Genomic DNA, 16,299 nt, shown 5'->3' on the forward strand with positions numbered 1-16,299 from the left:
GTTCTCGCTGGATCGTGCTGTCTTGCGCCCCAATCTTGGTAGAAGCTTGCTTAACGCGGTGTCCACGTCCCGCGGTCGGAGCGCGATGGTGGCGCCGCCGGACGAACGGGATCACCGCCTGACTGTGGAATGATGCGTTGAGTGCCCGATCCGAGACCGGTCCGCCCCTCGCGACGCTCGTCGACGCGTTCGCGTCGAGCCCGTCGCCGATGGTCATCACCGATGCCCGCGCCCCCGACAACCCGATCGCCTGGGCCAACGACGCGTTCCTGACCGCCACCGGCTACGCCGCCGACGAGATCGTCGGGCGCAACTGCCGCATGCTGCAGGGCCCGGCCACAGACCGGTCGACGGTGCAGCGCATCCGCTCGGCCGTCGAGGCCGCCGAGCCGATCTCGGTGGAGCTGCTGAACTACCGCAAGGACGGGTCGTCGTTCTGGAACGCGATGACCATCACCCCGGTGCGCGACGCGGAGGGGCTCGCCTATTTCTACGCCGCCCAGGCCGACATGACCCACGTCCACCAGATGGAAGTGGCGATGCGCGGCACCAACGACGAGCTGGAGCGCCTCGTCGCGGCCCGGACCCAGGACCTGACAGCGGCCCTGGAGCAGAAGACCGCCCTGCTGCACGAGGTCGATCACCGGGTGAAGAACAATCTTCAGGTGATCTCCTCGCTGATGCTCCTGAAGGCGCGGCGCACGCCCGAGGGCGAGGCGCGGGACGCGCTCCAGGGCATGGCGGAGCGGATCGGCGCCCTCTCGACGGCGCACCGGATGCTCTACTCCGAGGGCGACTGCACGCACTTCAACCTCGGCGACTTCGCGGCCGAGTTCCTGGCCGACATGAATGCCGGCCTCGACCCGGAGCGGCGCCGGGTGGAGGCCGATGTCGAACCGATCGCGGTGGCCGCCGCGATGGCGGCCCCCCTCGCGCTGATGATCCACGAACTGACGGCCAACGCCCTGCGCCACGCCTTCCCGGACGAGCGGGAGGGACGCGTGTCGATCGTCGCCCGCCGCACCGATGGCGGGATGCACATGACGATCCGCGACAACGGCGTCGGCGTCGCCGCGGCGGCGCCGAACCCGGCGGGTTTCGGTCGCAATCTCGTGGAGATGGTGGTCCGGCAGATGCGCGGGACGATCGCCTGGGCGGATGCCGGTCCGGGCACGACCGTCGAGATCGACATCCCGCTCAAGCAGCTGGCTTGAGAAATCGACGTGGAGGCATCAAGCTCGTCGGCCGCGGGGCCGGAGGACGAGGAGCGCATGGGGACCGGGAACGCCGCCGCGGACGCCGCGCTCCGCATCCTCGTCGTGGAAGACGAGGCCCTGATCGCCCTCGAGCTGGAATCCCTGCTGGACGATCTCGGGCACGTCACGGTCGGCGTCGCCGGCAACGCGACGGAGGCCATCGCGCTCGGCCGGTCCACGGCGCCCGACGTCGCCCTCGTGGATATCCACCTCGTCGACGGCCCGACCGGGATCGACGTGGCTCGGGCGCTGTCGGCCGACCGGCGCACCACGGTGGTGTTCATGACCGCCAACGCCAAGCGCATCCCGGCCGATTTCGCCGGCGCGATCGGGGTGATCGCCAAGCCCTATTCCGAGCGCGTCGTGGCCAGCACCCTCGACTACGTGGCCGATCGCCGGGCCGGCCGCGACGGGCCGGCCTGCCCGGACGGGTTCTCGCCCGCGCCGACCTGAGGATCTTCGGGCCGAGCCGCCGCGGCGCGGCCGCCGGGTCTCAGCCCCGCGCCGCGCGCTCGCGCTTCAGGCGGTAGAGCGCGTCGAGCGCCTCGCGCGGCGTCAGCGCGTCCGGATCGATCGCGTCGAGCAGCGCGCCCAGCGGATCCTCCCGCGGAGGCTCCGGTGGCGGCGGAGGAGCGAGCGCGGCGAACAGCGGCAGGTCGTCGATCCGGGCGCGGGCCGGGCGGCCCCGCTCGGCTTTCTCGAGGCTCTTGAGGATCGCCCCGGCCCGGGTCACGACGCTGCCCGGGAGTCCGGCGAGCCGGGCCACCTGCAGCCCGTAGCTGCGCTCGGCGACCCCCGGCACGACCTCGTGCAGGAACACGACGCCGTCCCGGTGCTCGGCCACCTTCAGCGTCGCGTTCTCGAGGCGCGCCAGCCGGTCGCCGAGGGCCGTCAGCTCGTGGAAATGCGTGGCGAACAGCGCCCGGCAGGCGTTCACCTCGTGAAGATGCTCGAGGCAGGCCCAGGCGATCGACAGGCCGTCGAAGGTCGCGGTGCCGCGGCCGATCTCGTCCAGGATCACCAGGGAGCGCCGCGTCGCCTGATTGAGGATCGCCGCCGTCTCGACCATCTCGACCATGAAGGTCGACTGCCCCCGGGCGAGGTCGTCGGCGGCGCCGACGCGGGAGAACAGCCGGTCGACCCGGCCGATCCGCGCCTCCGCGGCCGGCACGAAGGCGCCCATCTGGGCGAGCACCGCGATCAGCGCGTTCTGGCGCAGGAAGGTCGATTTGCCGCCCATGTTCGGGCCGGTGATCAGGCGGATCCGGCCGCGCGTGTCGCCGGACAAGTCGCAATCGTTGGCGATGAACGGCTCGCCGGCCCGGCGCAGGGCCGCCTCGACCACCGGGTGGCGGCCGCCGACCACGACGAAGCTGAGCGATTCGTCGACCACGGGGCGCCGCCAGTCGAGCTCGACGGCGAGTTCCGCGTGGCTCGCCGCCACGTCGAGCCCGGCCAGCGCCTCGGCCACCTCGGCGATGGGCTCGGCCCGGGCCAGCACGCGGGCCGCGAGGTCGTCGAAGACGGCGGCCTCCAGGGCCAGCGCGCGGTCGGAGGCGCCCGAGATCTTCGACTCCAGCTCGCCCAGCTCGACGCTGGTGAAGCGCATGGCGTCCACCATGGTCTGGCGGTGGACGAACTCGCTCTGCAGGCCCTTCAGGCAGGCCTCGCCGACGGATTGCGGGACCTCGATGAAGTAGCCCAGCAGGTTGTTGTGCTTGATCCGCAGTGTCCGGCAGCCGGTCTGCTCGGCGTAGCGCGCCTGCAGGGCCGCGATCACCTTGCGGGAATCCTGGCCGAGGGTCCGCGCCTCGTCGATCTCCGGGTGGTAGCCCGCGCGCACGAAGCCGCCGTCGCGCCGGCTCAGGGGCAGCTCGTCGGCGAGCGCCGCCGCCAGCGTCGCGATGAGCTCCGGGTCGGCCTCGGCCAGGTGCTCGGCCAGCCGGGCGAGATCCACCGGGAGACCGGGGATGGCGGCGAGGCGGGCGCCGAGATCCGCCGCCACCGCGAGGCCGTCGCGGATGGCCGCGAGGTCGCGCGGGCCCGCACGGCCGAGCCCGGTCCGCGAGAGCGCCCGGGCGAGGTCGGGGGCCCGCGCCAGGGCGTCGCGCAGGCCGCCGCGCAGGCGCGCGTCCTCCACCAGGTACGCCACCGCCGCGTGCCGCCGGGCGATGGCGTCGAGGTGGGTGAGCGGGCCCGCGAGGTGCTCGGCGAGCAGCCGCGCCCCGTTCGCCGTCACGGTCCGGTCGATCGTCGCGAGGAGGCTCCCGGCGCGCTCCCCCGACAGGGTGCGGGTGAGTTCGAGGTTGGCCCGCGTCGCCGCGTCGATCGCCAGAGTCGCGCCGCCATCCTCGCGGGTCGGGACGGCCAGGGGCGGACGGGCCGCGAGCTGCGTCCGGGCGATGTAGAGGAGCGCCGCCCCGGCCGCCGCGATCTCGGCCCGGGTGAACTGGCCGAACCCCTCCAGGGTCGAGACGCCGTACTGCTCGCGCAGGCGCCGTTCGGCGGCGGCGGGCTCGAGCTCGGCCTGTGCCAGGGGCACGACGGCGGCGCGGCTCTCCTGCCAGAGCCGCGCGAGGGCCGGATCGGCGTGGATCGCCTCCGACAGGACGATCTCCCGCGGGTCGTGCCGGGCGATGGCGCCGGACAGGTCGCCGCCCGCGACCTCGCTCAGGGAGAAGCGGCCGGTGGAGATGTCCACCGCGGCGAGGCCGTAGGCGACTGCCCCCTCCCCGGTCTTCCGGCGGCCGATCGCCAGGAGGAGGTTGGCGCGGGCCGGGTCGAGGAGCCGGTCCTCCGTGATCGTGCCGGGGGTGACGAGCCGCACGACCTCGCGGCGGACCACGGATTTGGGCCCGCGCTTCTTGGCCTCGGCCGGATCCTCGGTCTGCTCGCACACCGCCACCCGGTGGCCGAGGGCGATGAGACGGTTGAGGTAGTCGTCGGACCGTTCGACCGGCACGCCGCACATCGGGATCTCGCTGCCCGCGTGCTTGCCGCGCTTCGTCAGGACGATGCCGAGCGCCCGGGACGCGGTCTCCGCATCCTCGAAGAACAGCTCGTAGAAGTCGCCCATCCGGTAGAACAGGAGGCAGTCCGGATTGGCGGCCTTGATCTCGATGTACTGCGCCATCATCGGCGTCGCGCCGGCCGGGTCCAGGCCGGGCGGGGGCGTCGTGTCGGCGGTGGGGCGGACGGCGGTTCGGGCCATGCCGCGTCTTAGCAGAGCGCCGCGGGCGAATCAGGCTGCGCGAACCGACGCGGCTGGGGAGAAGGCGCCCGGACGGCGCATCGCCGGTGGATGGCGCCCGGATCCGGCGCAGCCTGTGCGGGATCCGGACGCGGGTCGGATGTCAGTAGCGCGGGCCGCCCGTGGTGTTGCCGAGCTGCTGCTGGTAGCCCGGGCGCGACGGATTGCGGGCGTTCGGGTTGCCGTGCCGCATCGTGTTCATGCGCCGCATCCGGCGCTCGTGCCGGGTCGAGTGATGACGGTGCATCCGGTGATGATGCATGCGGTGGTGGCGATGCATCGCCACGGTCTCGACCATGTCGGATCCGGCGAGGCCGGGCTGCGCGATCGCGGGCGCGGCCTGCGACGCGACGGTTCCGGCCAGAAGGCCGCCGAAGACCACACCCGCGGTCAGGAAAGAACGAAAAGACATCGTGGAGTAGCTCCGATCAGCCCTCGTGGGCCACCACCAAGTGACAAGTGCTCGTCATGTTCCGGATGGGGAGGCGAAAAATGTTGCGGGGCTCCCGGAAGCCGCACGGATTACCGCTGCGGCCGGCGCGTGCTCGAACGCGCCGGCGCCGAGACTTCCGAGATCCGTCCGTGCACTGAATAGCGTTCTGCAACTTGCCCGCGTGAACCGGCCGGCGTTCCTGCGCGGGGCCCCGGCGGCTACCGGAGGAACGCGGCGAGATCGGCGTTGACCGCTTCGGGTTCCTCGTGGGCGAGCCAGTGGCTGGCCCGCTCGTACCAGCGGAGTTGGCTGGCGTCACAGTACGCGAGGCTCGCCTCCGCCAGGCCGGGTTGCAGCGCGGTGTCCCGCCGCCCCCAGAGGATCAGCACCGGCACCCGCACCCGCGGCGGCCGCGCCCGGGGCAGCTGCACCAGGGCCCGGTACCAGTTCAGCATGCCGGTCATCGCGCCGGGTTGGAGCCACGCCGCGACGTAGTGGTCGAGATCGGCCTCCGCGAAGGCGCCCGGACGGCTGGAGCTCGTCAGCGCGCGCCGCAGGGCACGGCAGCGATCCGCCGTGAGCAGCCGCTCGGGCAGGCGCGGCAGCTGGAAGAGGCCCACGTAGGTGCTGCGCAGCCACTGGCCCGGATGGTGCCGCATGTAGGCGCCGACGACGGCCGGATGCGGCGCGTTGAGGATCGCCAGCCGGTCGATCCGCTCGGGGTGCCGGCTCGCCACCCACCAAGCGACGAGGCCGCCCCAGTCGTGGCCGACCAGCCGCACCGCGGGCGCGCCGCAGGCGTCGGCCAGCGCCAGGACGTCGCCGGCCAGCCGGTCCAGGTGGTAGGCGGCGATCCCCGCAGGCTTGTCGCTGAGGCCGTAGCCCCGCTGGTCCGGCGCGATGATCCGCAGACCCGTCTCGGCGAGGGGCCCGATCTGGTGGCGCCAGCCGTACCAGGATTCCGGGAAGCCGTGCAGCAGGATGGTCGGCGGACCCGTCTCGGGGCCCGCCTCGGCCACGTGCAGGGCGACCTCGGGCAGGGCGATCCGGCGAAACTTCACTCCCGCGACGGTCATCCTCGCGCGCTCCGTCATGCCCGGCATCCCTCGCGGCGGGGAACGCGCGCGACTGCCGGTCCGATCCGCTCAGAAGCCGAGCGCGGCGCCGTCGCCGGCCTCCGGGGAGAGCTGGTCGCGCAGGCGCTCCGGCGCGGTCCGCGTCCAGAGGCACAGCAGCACGAAGGCGGCGCCGTGCAGCAGGGATTGCGGCGCGGAATGGTCGGTCGCGGTGCGCCGATCTTGCGCGGAACCGGGCACGGTGCCGGTCAGGGGCGTGGCGAGCTGGGTCATGGGTCCGGTCTCCGAACGACGCGTTGCAGCGGAGATCGTCGCCGGACGCCCTGGGTTACAGGGCCACGGGCGCCGCGCGTGCGCCTGCGCACGCGGACATCTCACCGCACCGGGTCGAGCCAGCGCGCGAGGGTGCCGGTCGCGATGCCCGCGCGGGTTTCCCGGTAGCCCAGCTCCGCCGATTCCCGGAAGCGCGACCACGCCCGCAGGTCGATGCCGGAGAGCTGCGGCTTGAGCACCGCGGTCGCGTGGGCGGCCGCCATCAGGCTCTGCGAGTCGCTCGACACGGTGGCGGCGCGCAGCAGCAGCGGTGCCAGTCCCGGCATCGCCAGCGGCGAGCCGATCAGCTTGCGCATGAGCCGGCCGCTCCAGCCGCGCCGCGGCATGTCCTGGAACGCCCGGTCGGTCCCGACATCGACGGCCAGGACCGGCCCGCGCTCCAGCCCGGCGGCGACGTCGGCCGGAAGGTTGTTCATCATGCCGCCGTCGACCAGGATGCCCTCGTCGCAGAGCACGGGCGGCAGGAGGCCTGGGATCGCGATGCTGGCGCGCAGGGCCTTCGGCAGGTCGCCCGAGCGGTGAACCATGGTGTTGCCGGTCGTCAGGTTCGACGAGACGCAGAAGAACGGCAGCCAGAGGTCCTCGATGCGCACGCCGCCGTAGCGCGCCGCGAGGCCGGCATCGACCTTGGCGCCGCGGGTCAGCGCGTGCAGCGGCAGCGTGTAGTCGTTGATCGGGTTGCTGGTGGCGAAGAACGCCTCGATCTGCGCCTGGATCTCCGCGACGCTCCAGCCCATGGCGAGGCTCGCCGCGATGATCGCCCCCATGCTGGTCCCGCCGACGAAGTCCGGCGCGCAGGAGACCTCGTCGAGGGCCTTGAGCACCCCGAGATGAGCGAGCCCCCGCGCGCCACCGCCGCCGAGGACGAGGCCCCGGGCCGACCCGCTGGCGAGCCGCGCGAGGCGATGCAGATCCGCGCGGTCGCCGTCCCGGACCTGGATGCGCATCGCCGCCGGCAGCGCGGCGACCTCCGGATGGAGGGCTTTCGGGCGCCGGGCCCCGGGATCCTGGCGCACGACGAGATCCATGCGGATCCAGTCGGAGCGCACCCGGTCGAGATAGGCCGCCGCGCCCGGACGCGGCGGCGCGCCGGGCTCGGCCAGGAGCAGGACGTGGTCGCCCCGCCGCTGGCTCTGCCGGCACCAGGGGCAATCGATGTCGTGCGCCGCGAAGATCGTGCGCGCGTGGTCGCCCTCGAAGGCCTGGAACCACGCCTCGTCGGCGCCCTCCGGCCAGTCGGTCAGGCAGCCGGTCTCCCCGGGCAGCAGGACGTCGAAGGCGGCGGCGAGCTGCCGCGCCACCCGCGCCGGATCCGGCCCCTCGGTCACCGCCAGGATCGTGAAGATCCGCGGCGCGTGGTGGACGGAGTAGCCGTCGTAGATCGCCCGCAGGCGGTCTGCGAGCATCCGGGCGAAGTAGAGGAGCGTGTGCGGGTGCTCGGCGATCACCGCCTCGAACGCGTCCCTGGTGAGCTGCAGGAGGTGCGAATCGCGCAGTGCCATCACGGTGGCCGCCCGCGGGGCGTCCGACAGCAGGGCCATCTCCCCGAACGTCTCGGGCGGCCGCAGGCGCGCGATCCGGGTCGGCCGCCCGGCATGGTCGCGGGCCGAGACGCCGACCGCCCCGGAGACCAGCGTGTACAGGGCGTCCCCGGTATCGCCCTGCTCGAACAGAGTGCGGCCGCCCGGCACCGCCACCGGCACCATCCGGGCCCGCACGGCCGCGACCGCCGGCGCGTCGAGCCCGGCCAGGAACGGGATCTCGGGTTCGCTCACGCTGGAACCGCCGCCTCGATCGTCCCGCGCAGGCCTGCCGACGAACCCAACCCCATCGTTCCGTTCCCATCCCCGCGTCTTTCGACCACCATAGCGCATGGCGGCCGCCGGTACGCCCCGTGACCGCGGCCCGCATCTGAAACGCCGGTGCCTTCGCGCGGCGGCGGCCATCCGCTACAGGCGGTGAAACACCGGAACCGGGAGGAACGCATGTCGGGGCTTGAGCGGATCGCGATCGTGACCGGGGCCGGGACGGGTGTCGGCAAGGCCGCCGCCCTGGCGCTCGCCGGGGCCGGATGGCGCGTCGTCCTCTCCGGGCGGCGTCAGGCCCCCCTCGACGAGGTCGCCGCGCAGATCGGCCACGGGGCCCTGGCGGTCCCCACCGACGTGACCGATCCCGACTCGATCGCCGCCCTGTTCGCGCGCACCAAGGCGGAGTTCGGCCGTCTCGACCTGCTGTTCAACAATGCCGGGATCGGCGCTCCGGCGGTCCCCCTCGAGGACCTGCCCCTCGAGACCTGGCGGCAGGTGGTCGACACCAACCTCACGGCGCTGTTCCTGTGCACGCAGCACGCCTTCCGGATCATGCGCGACCAGGATCCCCGGGGCGGCCGGATCATCAACAACGGCTCGATCTCGGCCCACGCGCCCCGCCCGAACTCCATCGCCTACACGGCGACCAAGCACGCCGTCACCGGGCTGACCAAAGCGACCTCCCTCGACGGGCGGGCCTACGACATCGCCTGCGGCCAGATCGATATCGGTAACGCCGACACGCCCATGGGCGGCAAGATGAAGGCCGGCGTCCCGCAGGCGGACGGGTCCCTGCGGGCCGAGGCGGTGATGGATCCGGACCATGTCGGTCAGGCCGTGCTCTCCATGGCGAGCCTGCCGCTGGAGGCCAACGTGCAGTTCATGACCATCATGGCCACCAAGATGCCGTTCGTCGGCCGCGGCTGACACGACGCGGTTCTCGGGTCCGCGCAGCGACGCGCGCCGACTCCGCCCGACGAGACAAGGCTCGACACAGCCCACCCCCGATCCGATCGCGCCGAGCGGCCGCGGCCGCCGCACCGATCGAGCGGCCGCGCGACCCCGACCGGCTGCCTGCCTCCGGGCCGTGCGCCCTGCCGCGCCCGAACGGAGCGCGCGAGCAGGCGATCGAACCGCGCCCGAGCCCGCTTCGCACCCACCCCTGCCCGAGCCCGCGCGGCGTGCCGGCACCCTGTCCGGGCCGATTGACGGCCCGTTTCATAACTCATACAAATTTGGAGGCCGGCGAGTCCGGAGTCGCGGCCCGGTCTCTCGGAGGGGACGTCGGCGGCGCCGGACTCTCGCTGCGCCTTGCCGATCCGGCGAAGTCATCCGGGTCGGCTGGCGCGACGTCAGACGGGCCGGCATCAGCTGAGGATTGTCCAAAGACCCGGTCAGTCAGAGAGCAATTCGCAGTAATAAGAGCAACGCGTCGATAAAAACAAAAGCACGGACTCGCTTCAGCTCAGAACGAAGTCCAGCTGTGAACATGAGGGGGGCTTATGAACGCCAGGCAGACCGTTCTCACATACTTCCTGGGCCTGTCGCTCCTGGGAGCGTCGGCCGTGACATCGGTGCAGGCGGCCGGCGGGGATCCGATCGGGGTCGCCATGCCGACCAAGTCGTCGCAGCGCTGGATCGACGACGGCAACAACATCGTCAGGCTTCTGAAGGCCAAGGGCTACAAGCCGGACCTGCAATACGCGGACGACGACATCCCGACGCAGCTCGCCCAAATCGAGAACATGCTCACCACGGGCGCGAAGATCCTGGTGATCGCTTCCATCGACGGCACGACCCTCAGCGATGTGCTGTCGAAGGCGGGCGAGCGCGGCGTCCGGGTGATCGCCTACGACCGGCTCATCAAAGGGACGCCGCACGTCGATTACTACGCCACCTTCGACAACTACAAGGTCGGCGTTCAGCAGGCGACATCCATCGTCGACGCCCTCGGCCTGAAGGACGGGAAGGGCCCCTTCAACATCGAGTTGTTCGGCGGCTCGCCCGACGACAATAACGCATACTTTTTCTACGACGGCGCCCTGTCGGTGCTGAAGCCCTACATCGACGCGAGGAAGCTCGTGGTGCGCTCGGGCCAGTTCGGCATGGACAAGGTGTCCACCCTGCGCTGGGACGCGGCGACCGCTCAGGCGCGGATGGATAACCTGCTCTCGGCCTATTACGGCACCGCCCATCTCGACGCCGTGCTCTCGCCCTACGACGGCATCTCCACGGCGATCCTCTCGTCGGTGAAGAGCGTCGGCTACGGTTCGGGCGACGTGAAGCTGCCGGTAATCAGCGGCCAGGACGCCGAGCTGCAATCGGTCAAGTCGATCATCGCCGGAGAGCAGACGGCGACCATCTTCAAGGACACCCGGGATCTGGCCAAGGTGGCGGTGGCGATGATCGACGCCATCGAGGCCGGCCGACAGCCCGAAGTCAACGATGTGAAGACCTACAGCAACGGCAAGAAGGTCGTCCCCTCCTACCTGCTCACGCCGGTGATCGTCACCCAGGCCAACTGGAAGCAGGCCCTGGTCGATACCGGGTACTACACGCTCGACCAGCTCAAGTGATCGCAGCCGGGATGGAGCCCGGCGGCTCCGCCCGATCCCATCCCCGCGCCGCGATGGCCGGCGCGGGGGCCGAACGTGCAGTCCGAGCTGGTAGGCGCCGCATGCAGCCCGTCCTCGAAATGCGGGGAATCTCCAAGACCTTCCCCGGTGTGAAGGCTCTCGACGACGTGAATCTCACCGTCGAGCCCGCCGAGATCCTCGCCCTGGTCGGCGAGAACGGGGCCGGCAAGTCGACGCTGATGAAGGTTCTGAGCGGCGTGTATCCCCACGGGTCCTACACGGGCGACATCACCTACGAGGGCCGGCCGGGCCACTTCCGGGACATCACGGACAGCGAGCGCCTCGGCATCGTGATCATCCACCAGGAATTGGCCCTGGTGCCGTACCTGTCGATCGCCGAGAACATCTTCCTCGGCAACGAGCCGGCCCGCTTCGGCATCATCGACCAGGACCGTGTCCACGCCCGCGCCCGCGCGCTGATGGCGACGGTGGGACTCGACGAGAGCCCCGACACCCTCGTCACCCATCTCGGTGTCGGCAAGCAGCAGCTCGTGGAGATCGCCAAGGCGCTCTCCAAGGAGGTCAAGCTGCTGATCCTCGACGAGCCGACCGCGTCGTTGAGCGAGACCGACAGCGCGGCGCTGCTGCAGCTGCTGCTGCGCTTCAAGGCGCAGGGCATCGCGTCGATCCTGATCTCTCACAAGCTCAGCGAGATCGCCAAGGTGGCCGATCGGATCACGGTCCTGCGCGACGGCACCACCGTCGAGACCCTCGACTGCCGCGGCGGCCTGATCGACGAGGACCGCATCATCCGGGCGATGGTCGGCCGCACGCTGGAGAACCGCTACCCCGTCCGCACGCCGCGGATCGGCGCGGTGCTGATGGAGGTGCGCGACTGGACGGTCCATCACCCGATCCACGCCGAGCGGGCGGTGGTGCGCGACGTCGGCCTGAGCCTGCGCATGGGCGAGATCGTCGGGATCGCGGGCCTGATGGGCTCCGGTCGGACCGAGCTCGCCATGAGCCTCTTCGGCCGGTCCTACGGGCAGGACATCCGGGGCACCGTCCGGATCGACGGTGTCGAGGTCGACGTCTCGACGATCGACCGGGCGATCGCGGCCGGCCTCGCCTACGTCACCGAGGACCGCAAGCAGCTCGGGCTGGTGCTCGGCGAGGACATCGCCCGGAACACGACCCTCGCGAACCTGCCGGGCATCTCCACCGCCGCGGTGATCGACGAGGCGGCCGAGCACCGGGTCGCGACCGGCTACCGCACCAAGATGCGCATCCGCTCCCTCGGGGTGACGCAGCCGACCGTGCACCTGTCGGGCGGCAATCAGCAGAAGGTCGTGCTGAGCAAGTGGCTGTTCACGCAGCCCAAGGTGCTGATCCTCGACGAGCCGACGCGCGGCATCGATGTCGGCGCCAAGTACGAGATCTACAGCATCATCAACGAGCTGGCCGAGGACGGGCGCGGCGTCCTCATGATCTCGTCCGAGATGCCGGAACTGCTCGGCCTCTGCGACCGCATCTACGTGATGAACGAGGGGCGGTTCGTGGGCGCGTTCGATCGCGGCGAGGCCAGCCAGGAAGCGATCATGCGCGCGATCATGCGCTCCAGGGGCCTGAACGGATGACCGACATCACAGCGAGCAAATCCATGAGGCCCGGCAGCGACATCATCCCGGCCGCCGCGGCCGCGACGGGGGAGGTCCGGGCCCGGCGCGGCCGCCTGCCGGTGGCGCAGCTGCGCGCCTACGGGCTCGTCGTCGCACTGGCGGTGATCACGCTGTTCTTCGAGGTCGCGACGGGCGGCGTCCTGTTCCAGCCGCTGAACCTGACCAACCTGATTCTCCAGAACAGCTACGTCGTGGTGATGGCGCTCGGGATGCTGCTGGTCATCGTGGCCGGGCATATCGACCTGTCGATCGGCTCGGTGGTCGGATTCGTGGGGGCGCTCGCATCCCTGCTGATGGTCCGCTTCCACGTCGACCCGGTCCCGGCCGCCCTCCTGTGCCTCGCGGTGGGGGCGGCCATCGGCGGTCTGCAGGGCTACTTCGTGGCCTACCTCGCCATACCGAGCTTCATCGTCACCCTGGCCGGCATGATGGTGTTCCGCGGCCTGACGCAGGTGCTGCTCCAGGGCACCTCCGTCGGGCCGTTCCCGGAGGTGTTCCAGCTCCTCGCCAAGGGCTTCCTCGTCAATGTCGCCGGACCCTGGACCTCCGTCCTGATCGCCCTCGCGCTGGTCGCGACGCTGATCGGGCTCGGCTGGCGAAGGTGGCAGGCGCGGCTGCGGAACGGGAGCCCGGCGGACTCCGTGGCGGCGTTCATCGGCCGCAACGGCGTGACCGCCATCCTGATCCTGGCCTTCGCCTGGCAGATGAGCGCCTACCGGGGCCTGCCCAACGTGCTCCTCGTGCTGCTGGCGCTGGTGACGCTCTACGGCTTCGTGACGACGCGGACGACGATCGGGCGCCGGATCTACGCGCTGGGCGGGAACATCAAGGCCGCGCGCCTCTCTGGCATCAAGACCGAGAGGCTGACCTTCCTGACCTTCGCCAACATGGGCGCGCTGGCGGGTCTCGCCGGCATGATCTTCGTCGCGCGGCTCAACACCGCGAATTCCAAGGCCGGCGTCGGCATGGAGCTCGACGTGATCGCCGCCTGCTTCATCGGCGGCGCCTCGGCGGCGGGCGGCATCGGCAAGGTCTCGGGTGTCGTGATCGGCGCCTTCATCATCGGCATCATGAACAACGGCATGTCGATCCTGGGGATCGGCGTCGACTGGCAGCAGGTGATCAAGGGCGTCGTCCTGCTCGCCGCCGTGTGCCTCGACGTCCACAACAAGAACAACCGGCTCTGACGGGCGCCGCGCGCTCCGCGGCCCCGCGTCCGGTTCGGATCGCCCCGATCGGGACGGCGCGGGTCCGCCCCGCGGAGCGCGTCGATCCGGCGGTGTCGCGACCGCCCGTGGCGCGCCGACCGCGGACGTGGCGCGGTGCTCGCGGTGGTCGGGCCCGGCCCGGCCGCCCGAGGCGGCCGGCGGGTTTCCCCGCCCGGCGCGATCAGGTCTTGCGGGCGACCGTGAAGCGGGCGGCGTCGCGCAGGACGCGGGCGCCCTCCCCCCAGGACGACACCGCGTCCTCGCAGACGCCGACGAGGCGGTCGCACTCGGCGCGGGCGCCGTCGATGCCGAGACGGTCGACGAGCGTCGCCTTGCCGGCATCCTTGTCCTTGCCGGTGGCCTTGCCCATGGCCTCGGGCGAGGCTTCCCGGTCGAGGATGTCGTCGGCGATCTGGAAGGCCTGCCCCAGGGCGAGGCCGTAGCGCAGGAGGGCGGCCCGCTGGTCCTTGTCGGCGCCGCCGACGATCGCCCCGGCCTCGACCGAGAAGGCCAGGATCGCCCCGGTCTTCATCGCCTGCATCCGCAGGGTGTCGTCCACGTCCATGTTGGCCGCGCCGAACCGGCCCTCGGCGGTGAGATCGAGGAGCTGGCCGCCGACCATGCCGCCCAGGCCCGAGGCGCGGGCGAGGCCGAGCACGAGATCGGCGCGGACGCGCGCGTCCGGCTGCCAGGCCGGGTCGGCGACGATCTCGAAGGCCAGCGTCTGCAGGGCGTCACCGACCAGGATGGCGGTGGCCTCGTCGTAGGCCTTGTGGACCGTGGGCTTGCCGCGGCGCATGTCGTCGTCGTCCATCGCCGGCAGGTCGTCGTGGACGAGGCTGTAGCAATGGACCAGCTCGACGCCGGCGCCGGCCGCCAGCGCGGCGGCCTCGGAGCCGCCGAGCATCCGGGCGGTCTCGATGGCCAGGAACGGCCGGAGGCGCTTGCCGCCGCCGAGCACCGCGTGGCGCATCGCCTCCATCAGGCGCGGCGGCCGGGCGATCTCGCCGGGTCCGACCGCGGGGCCGAGGCGCTCGACCAGGAAGGTCTCGACGGTGCCGGCGACCTCCGTCAACCTGTGGGTAAAATCGGCGGCCGGCGTGACTGCCTTGACCGAACCGGTCGGTGCCTGCGTTGAGGGGGTCGGGGTCATCGGGCTTACGTCCGGTCCTGGCCTTGCGGAAACCAATCGGGTGTCAGTTGGGCGGGGACGGACTCACGGTGGACGGGGCTCGACGCAGGCGGGAGACGGCAGGTCGCGACCTTCCGCTCGCGCGCCCGCGCCGTTCCCGCCGCGTCCGCCAGGCCGTGGGAGCGCTGCTGCTGCTCCCCGCCGTCGGGTTCGTCCTCGCGCTGACGTTGGCGCTCGTCTATAGCGCGGTGATGCCGCCGTCGACCCTGATGCTGGGACGGTGGTTGACGCTTCAGCCGGTGAGCCGCGATCCGGTCCCGCTCTCCGCCATCGCGCCGGCCCTGCCCCAGGCCGTGATCGCCTCGGAGGATCAGCGCTTCTGCCTGGATCACGGCGTCGATTTCGGCGCGATCCGCGACGTGGTCGAGGACGAGGACTCGCCGAGCCGCGGCGCCTCCACGATCGCCATGCAGACGGTCAAGAACGTCTTCCTCTGGCCCGGCCGCTCCTACATCCGCAAGGCCATCGAGATCCCGCTGGCGCTGGCGCTCGACACGCTCTGGGGCAAGCGCCGCATGATGGAGATCTACCTCAACGTCGCCGAGTGGGGCGACGGGATCTACGGTGCGCAGGCCGCGAGCCGGCACTGGTTCGGCAAGGACGCGAGCCGGCTGACCCGCAACGAGGCCGCCCTCCTCGCCGCCGTCCTGCCGAACCCGATCACCCGCAGCGCCGGCCGGCCCTCTCCCGGCGTGCGCCGACGGGCCGCGCGGATCCAGGCCATGATGGGGCAGATCGACGGGCTGACGGGCTGCCTGCGGCGGTAGCAGGGGGCGGTGCGCCTCTGTAAGACGGGCCTTCCAAGCGTGAGACCCGGGACCGACCCACGATGAGCGATGCCGTTTACGACCTGAGCCTGGAGCGCATCGCCCTGATCCGCCGGATGGTCGTCGCCTGGGGCGGCGCCGCGCCGGGCGCACCGACCATCCACCCCGCGGCGCCCTACGGCAGCCTGGATCGCGACGGCGACATCGCCAACGTCACCGGCGACGACGAGGGCGCCGAGGAGGAGCACCGGGCGCTGGAGGACGGCCTCGCGGTCTTCGTTCAGAACGCGCACTTGAAGCCGGGCCGGTACCAGTACCACAACGGCCTGGCGAAGCTCGACCCGAGCGCGGTCGGCGACGTCTTCCGCGACGCGGCGACCGGCGAGACACCGGACGTCATCACCTTCGCGGTGACGCCCGAGCACCTCGCCCTGATCCCGCGGCTGCATATCGGGTGGAATGCCGAGCAGGGGGTGCCGCGCGTCGATCCGGAGCGGCCCTACGGCGCGGACGGCGCCTACACGGACGCGATGAAGCGCCATCTCGCCGGCGTGCCGGGCGCGGCCGCGAACGACGACGAGGACGCGGAGACGCGGCTCGTGCGCCTCCACCGCGAGCTGCAGCCCGCGCTGCAGATCTTCCTGCGCTACGCCGATCTCGGACCCGGTGACTTCCGTCGGGCGGCCGAGCGCTGGCTGCCCGCCTGACGGCCGAGGCCGGT

Annotated in this window: 14 protein-coding genes; 8 read left to right on the top strand and 6 right to left on the bottom strand. The window is 71.7% G+C overall.

Annotated features, from left to right (window positions below; genetic code table 11):
• Nucleotides 1–137 precede the first annotated feature (137 nt).
• Together ACTJK8_RS07840 and ACTJK8_RS07845 are read left to right on the top strand one after the other, a co-directional pair.
• Nucleotides 138–1,214 carry a histidine kinase dimerization/phosphoacceptor domain -containing protein gene (locus ACTJK8_RS07840; protein ID WP_046154842.1) on the top strand — a complete coding sequence of 359 codons (1,077 nt, stop codon included), beginning with the start codon at nt 138–140 and terminating at the stop codon, nt 1,212–1,214.
• A 57-nt stretch (nt 1,215–1,271) separates the two neighbouring features.
• On the top strand, nt 1,272–1,709 hold the full coding sequence (locus ACTJK8_RS07845; protein WP_012317629.1) for a response regulator: 438 nt from the start codon (nt 1,272–1,274) through the stop codon (nt 1,707–1,709).
• 40 nt (nt 1,710–1,749) lie between these two features.
• Here the strand turns inward: ACTJK8_RS07845 and mutS are convergent, their stop codons facing one another.
• From mutS to ACTJK8_RS07870, 5 genes are all read right to left on the bottom strand, one after another.
• Nucleotides 1,750–4,467, bottom strand: coding sequence for a DNA mismatch repair protein MutS (gene mutS / locus ACTJK8_RS07850; RefSeq protein WP_012317628.1), 2,718 nt, complete (start codon nt 4,465–4,467; stop codon nt 1,750–1,752).
• A 142-nt stretch (nt 4,468–4,609) separates the two neighbouring features.
• Nucleotides 4,610–4,918, bottom strand: coding sequence for a hypothetical protein (locus ACTJK8_RS07855; protein ID WP_012317627.1), 309 nt, complete (start codon nt 4,916–4,918; stop codon nt 4,610–4,612).
• 239 nt (nt 4,919–5,157) lie between these two features.
• The gene (locus tag ACTJK8_RS07860) at nt 5,158–6,015 is read right to left on the bottom strand and encodes an alpha/beta fold hydrolase (protein WP_029359878.1); all 858 of its coding nucleotides are present in this window, start codon (nt 6,013–6,015) and stop codon (nt 5,158–5,160) included.
• 69 nt (nt 6,016–6,084) lie between these two features.
• Nucleotides 6,085–6,288 carry a hypothetical protein gene (locus ACTJK8_RS07865; RefSeq protein ID WP_029359879.1) on the bottom strand — a complete coding sequence of 68 codons (204 nt, stop codon included), beginning with the start codon at nt 6,286–6,288 and terminating at the stop codon, nt 6,085–6,087.
• A 101-nt stretch (nt 6,289–6,389) separates the two neighbouring features.
• Complete coding sequence (locus tag ACTJK8_RS07870) at nt 6,390–8,123, bottom strand: patatin-like phospholipase family protein (protein WP_440761764.1); 1,734 nt, start codon at nt 8,121–8,123, stop codon at nt 6,390–6,392.
• A 210-nt stretch (nt 8,124–8,333) separates the two neighbouring features.
• Between ACTJK8_RS07870 and ACTJK8_RS07875 the strand changes: the two genes are divergently transcribed.
• The 4 genes from ACTJK8_RS07875 (at nt 8,334) to mmsB (ending at nt 13,598) form a co-directional block, all read left to right on the top strand.
• Nucleotides 8,334–9,083 (top strand): SDR family oxidoreductase, encoded by a 750-nt coding sequence (locus ACTJK8_RS07875; RefSeq protein WP_024831046.1) that lies wholly within the window; start codon nt 8,334–8,336, stop codon nt 9,081–9,083.
• 575 nt (nt 9,084–9,658) lie between these two features.
• On the top strand, nt 9,659–10,732 hold the full coding sequence (gene chvE, locus ACTJK8_RS07880; protein WP_266285337.1) for a multiple monosaccharide ABC transporter substrate-binding protein: 1,074 nt from the start codon (nt 9,659–9,661) through the stop codon (nt 10,730–10,732).
• Between the two features lie 101 nt (nt 10,733–10,833).
• Entirely contained in the window at nt 10,834–12,369 is a 1,536-nt protein-coding gene (gene mmsA, locus ACTJK8_RS07885; RefSeq protein WP_440761765.1) for a multiple monosaccharide ABC transporter ATP-binding protein, read from the top strand.
• On the top strand, nt 12,366–13,598 hold the full coding sequence (mmsB, locus tag ACTJK8_RS07890) for a multiple monosaccharide ABC transporter permease (protein WP_440761766.1): 1,233 nt from the start codon (nt 12,366–12,368) through the stop codon (nt 13,596–13,598). Before mmsA ends, mmsB begins: the two co-directional genes overlap by 4 nt.
• Nucleotides 13,599–13,800: 202 nt before the next feature.
• Here mmsB and ACTJK8_RS07895 read toward each other — a convergent pair whose 3' ends face one another.
• Nucleotides 13,801–14,772: a polyprenyl synthetase family protein gene (locus ACTJK8_RS07895; RefSeq protein WP_012317619.1), complete on the bottom strand. Its 972-nt coding sequence runs from the start codon at nt 14,770–14,772 to the stop codon at nt 13,801–13,803.
• A 35-nt stretch (nt 14,773–14,807) separates the two neighbouring features.
• Here ACTJK8_RS07895 and mtgA point away from each other — a divergent pair, with 35 nt between their 5' ends.
• Nucleotides 14,808–15,578, top strand: a complete 771-nt coding sequence (gene mtgA, locus ACTJK8_RS07900) for a monofunctional biosynthetic peptidoglycan transglycosylase (RefSeq protein WP_373866300.1) — start codon at nt 14,808–14,810, stop codon at nt 15,576–15,578.
• 62 nt (nt 15,579–15,640) lie between these two features.
• Nucleotides 15,641–16,285: a hypothetical protein gene (locus tag ACTJK8_RS07905; RefSeq protein WP_012317617.1), complete on the top strand. Its 645-nt coding sequence runs from the start codon at nt 15,641–15,643 to the stop codon at nt 16,283–16,285.
• Nucleotides 16,286–16,299 lie beyond the last annotated feature (14 nt).

Origin of the sequence: Methylobacterium sp. 22177, from assembly GCF_052045615.1 — a bacterium.
GTDB lineage: Bacteria > Pseudomonadota > Alphaproteobacteria > Rhizobiales > Beijerinckiaceae > Methylobacterium > Methylobacterium radiotolerans.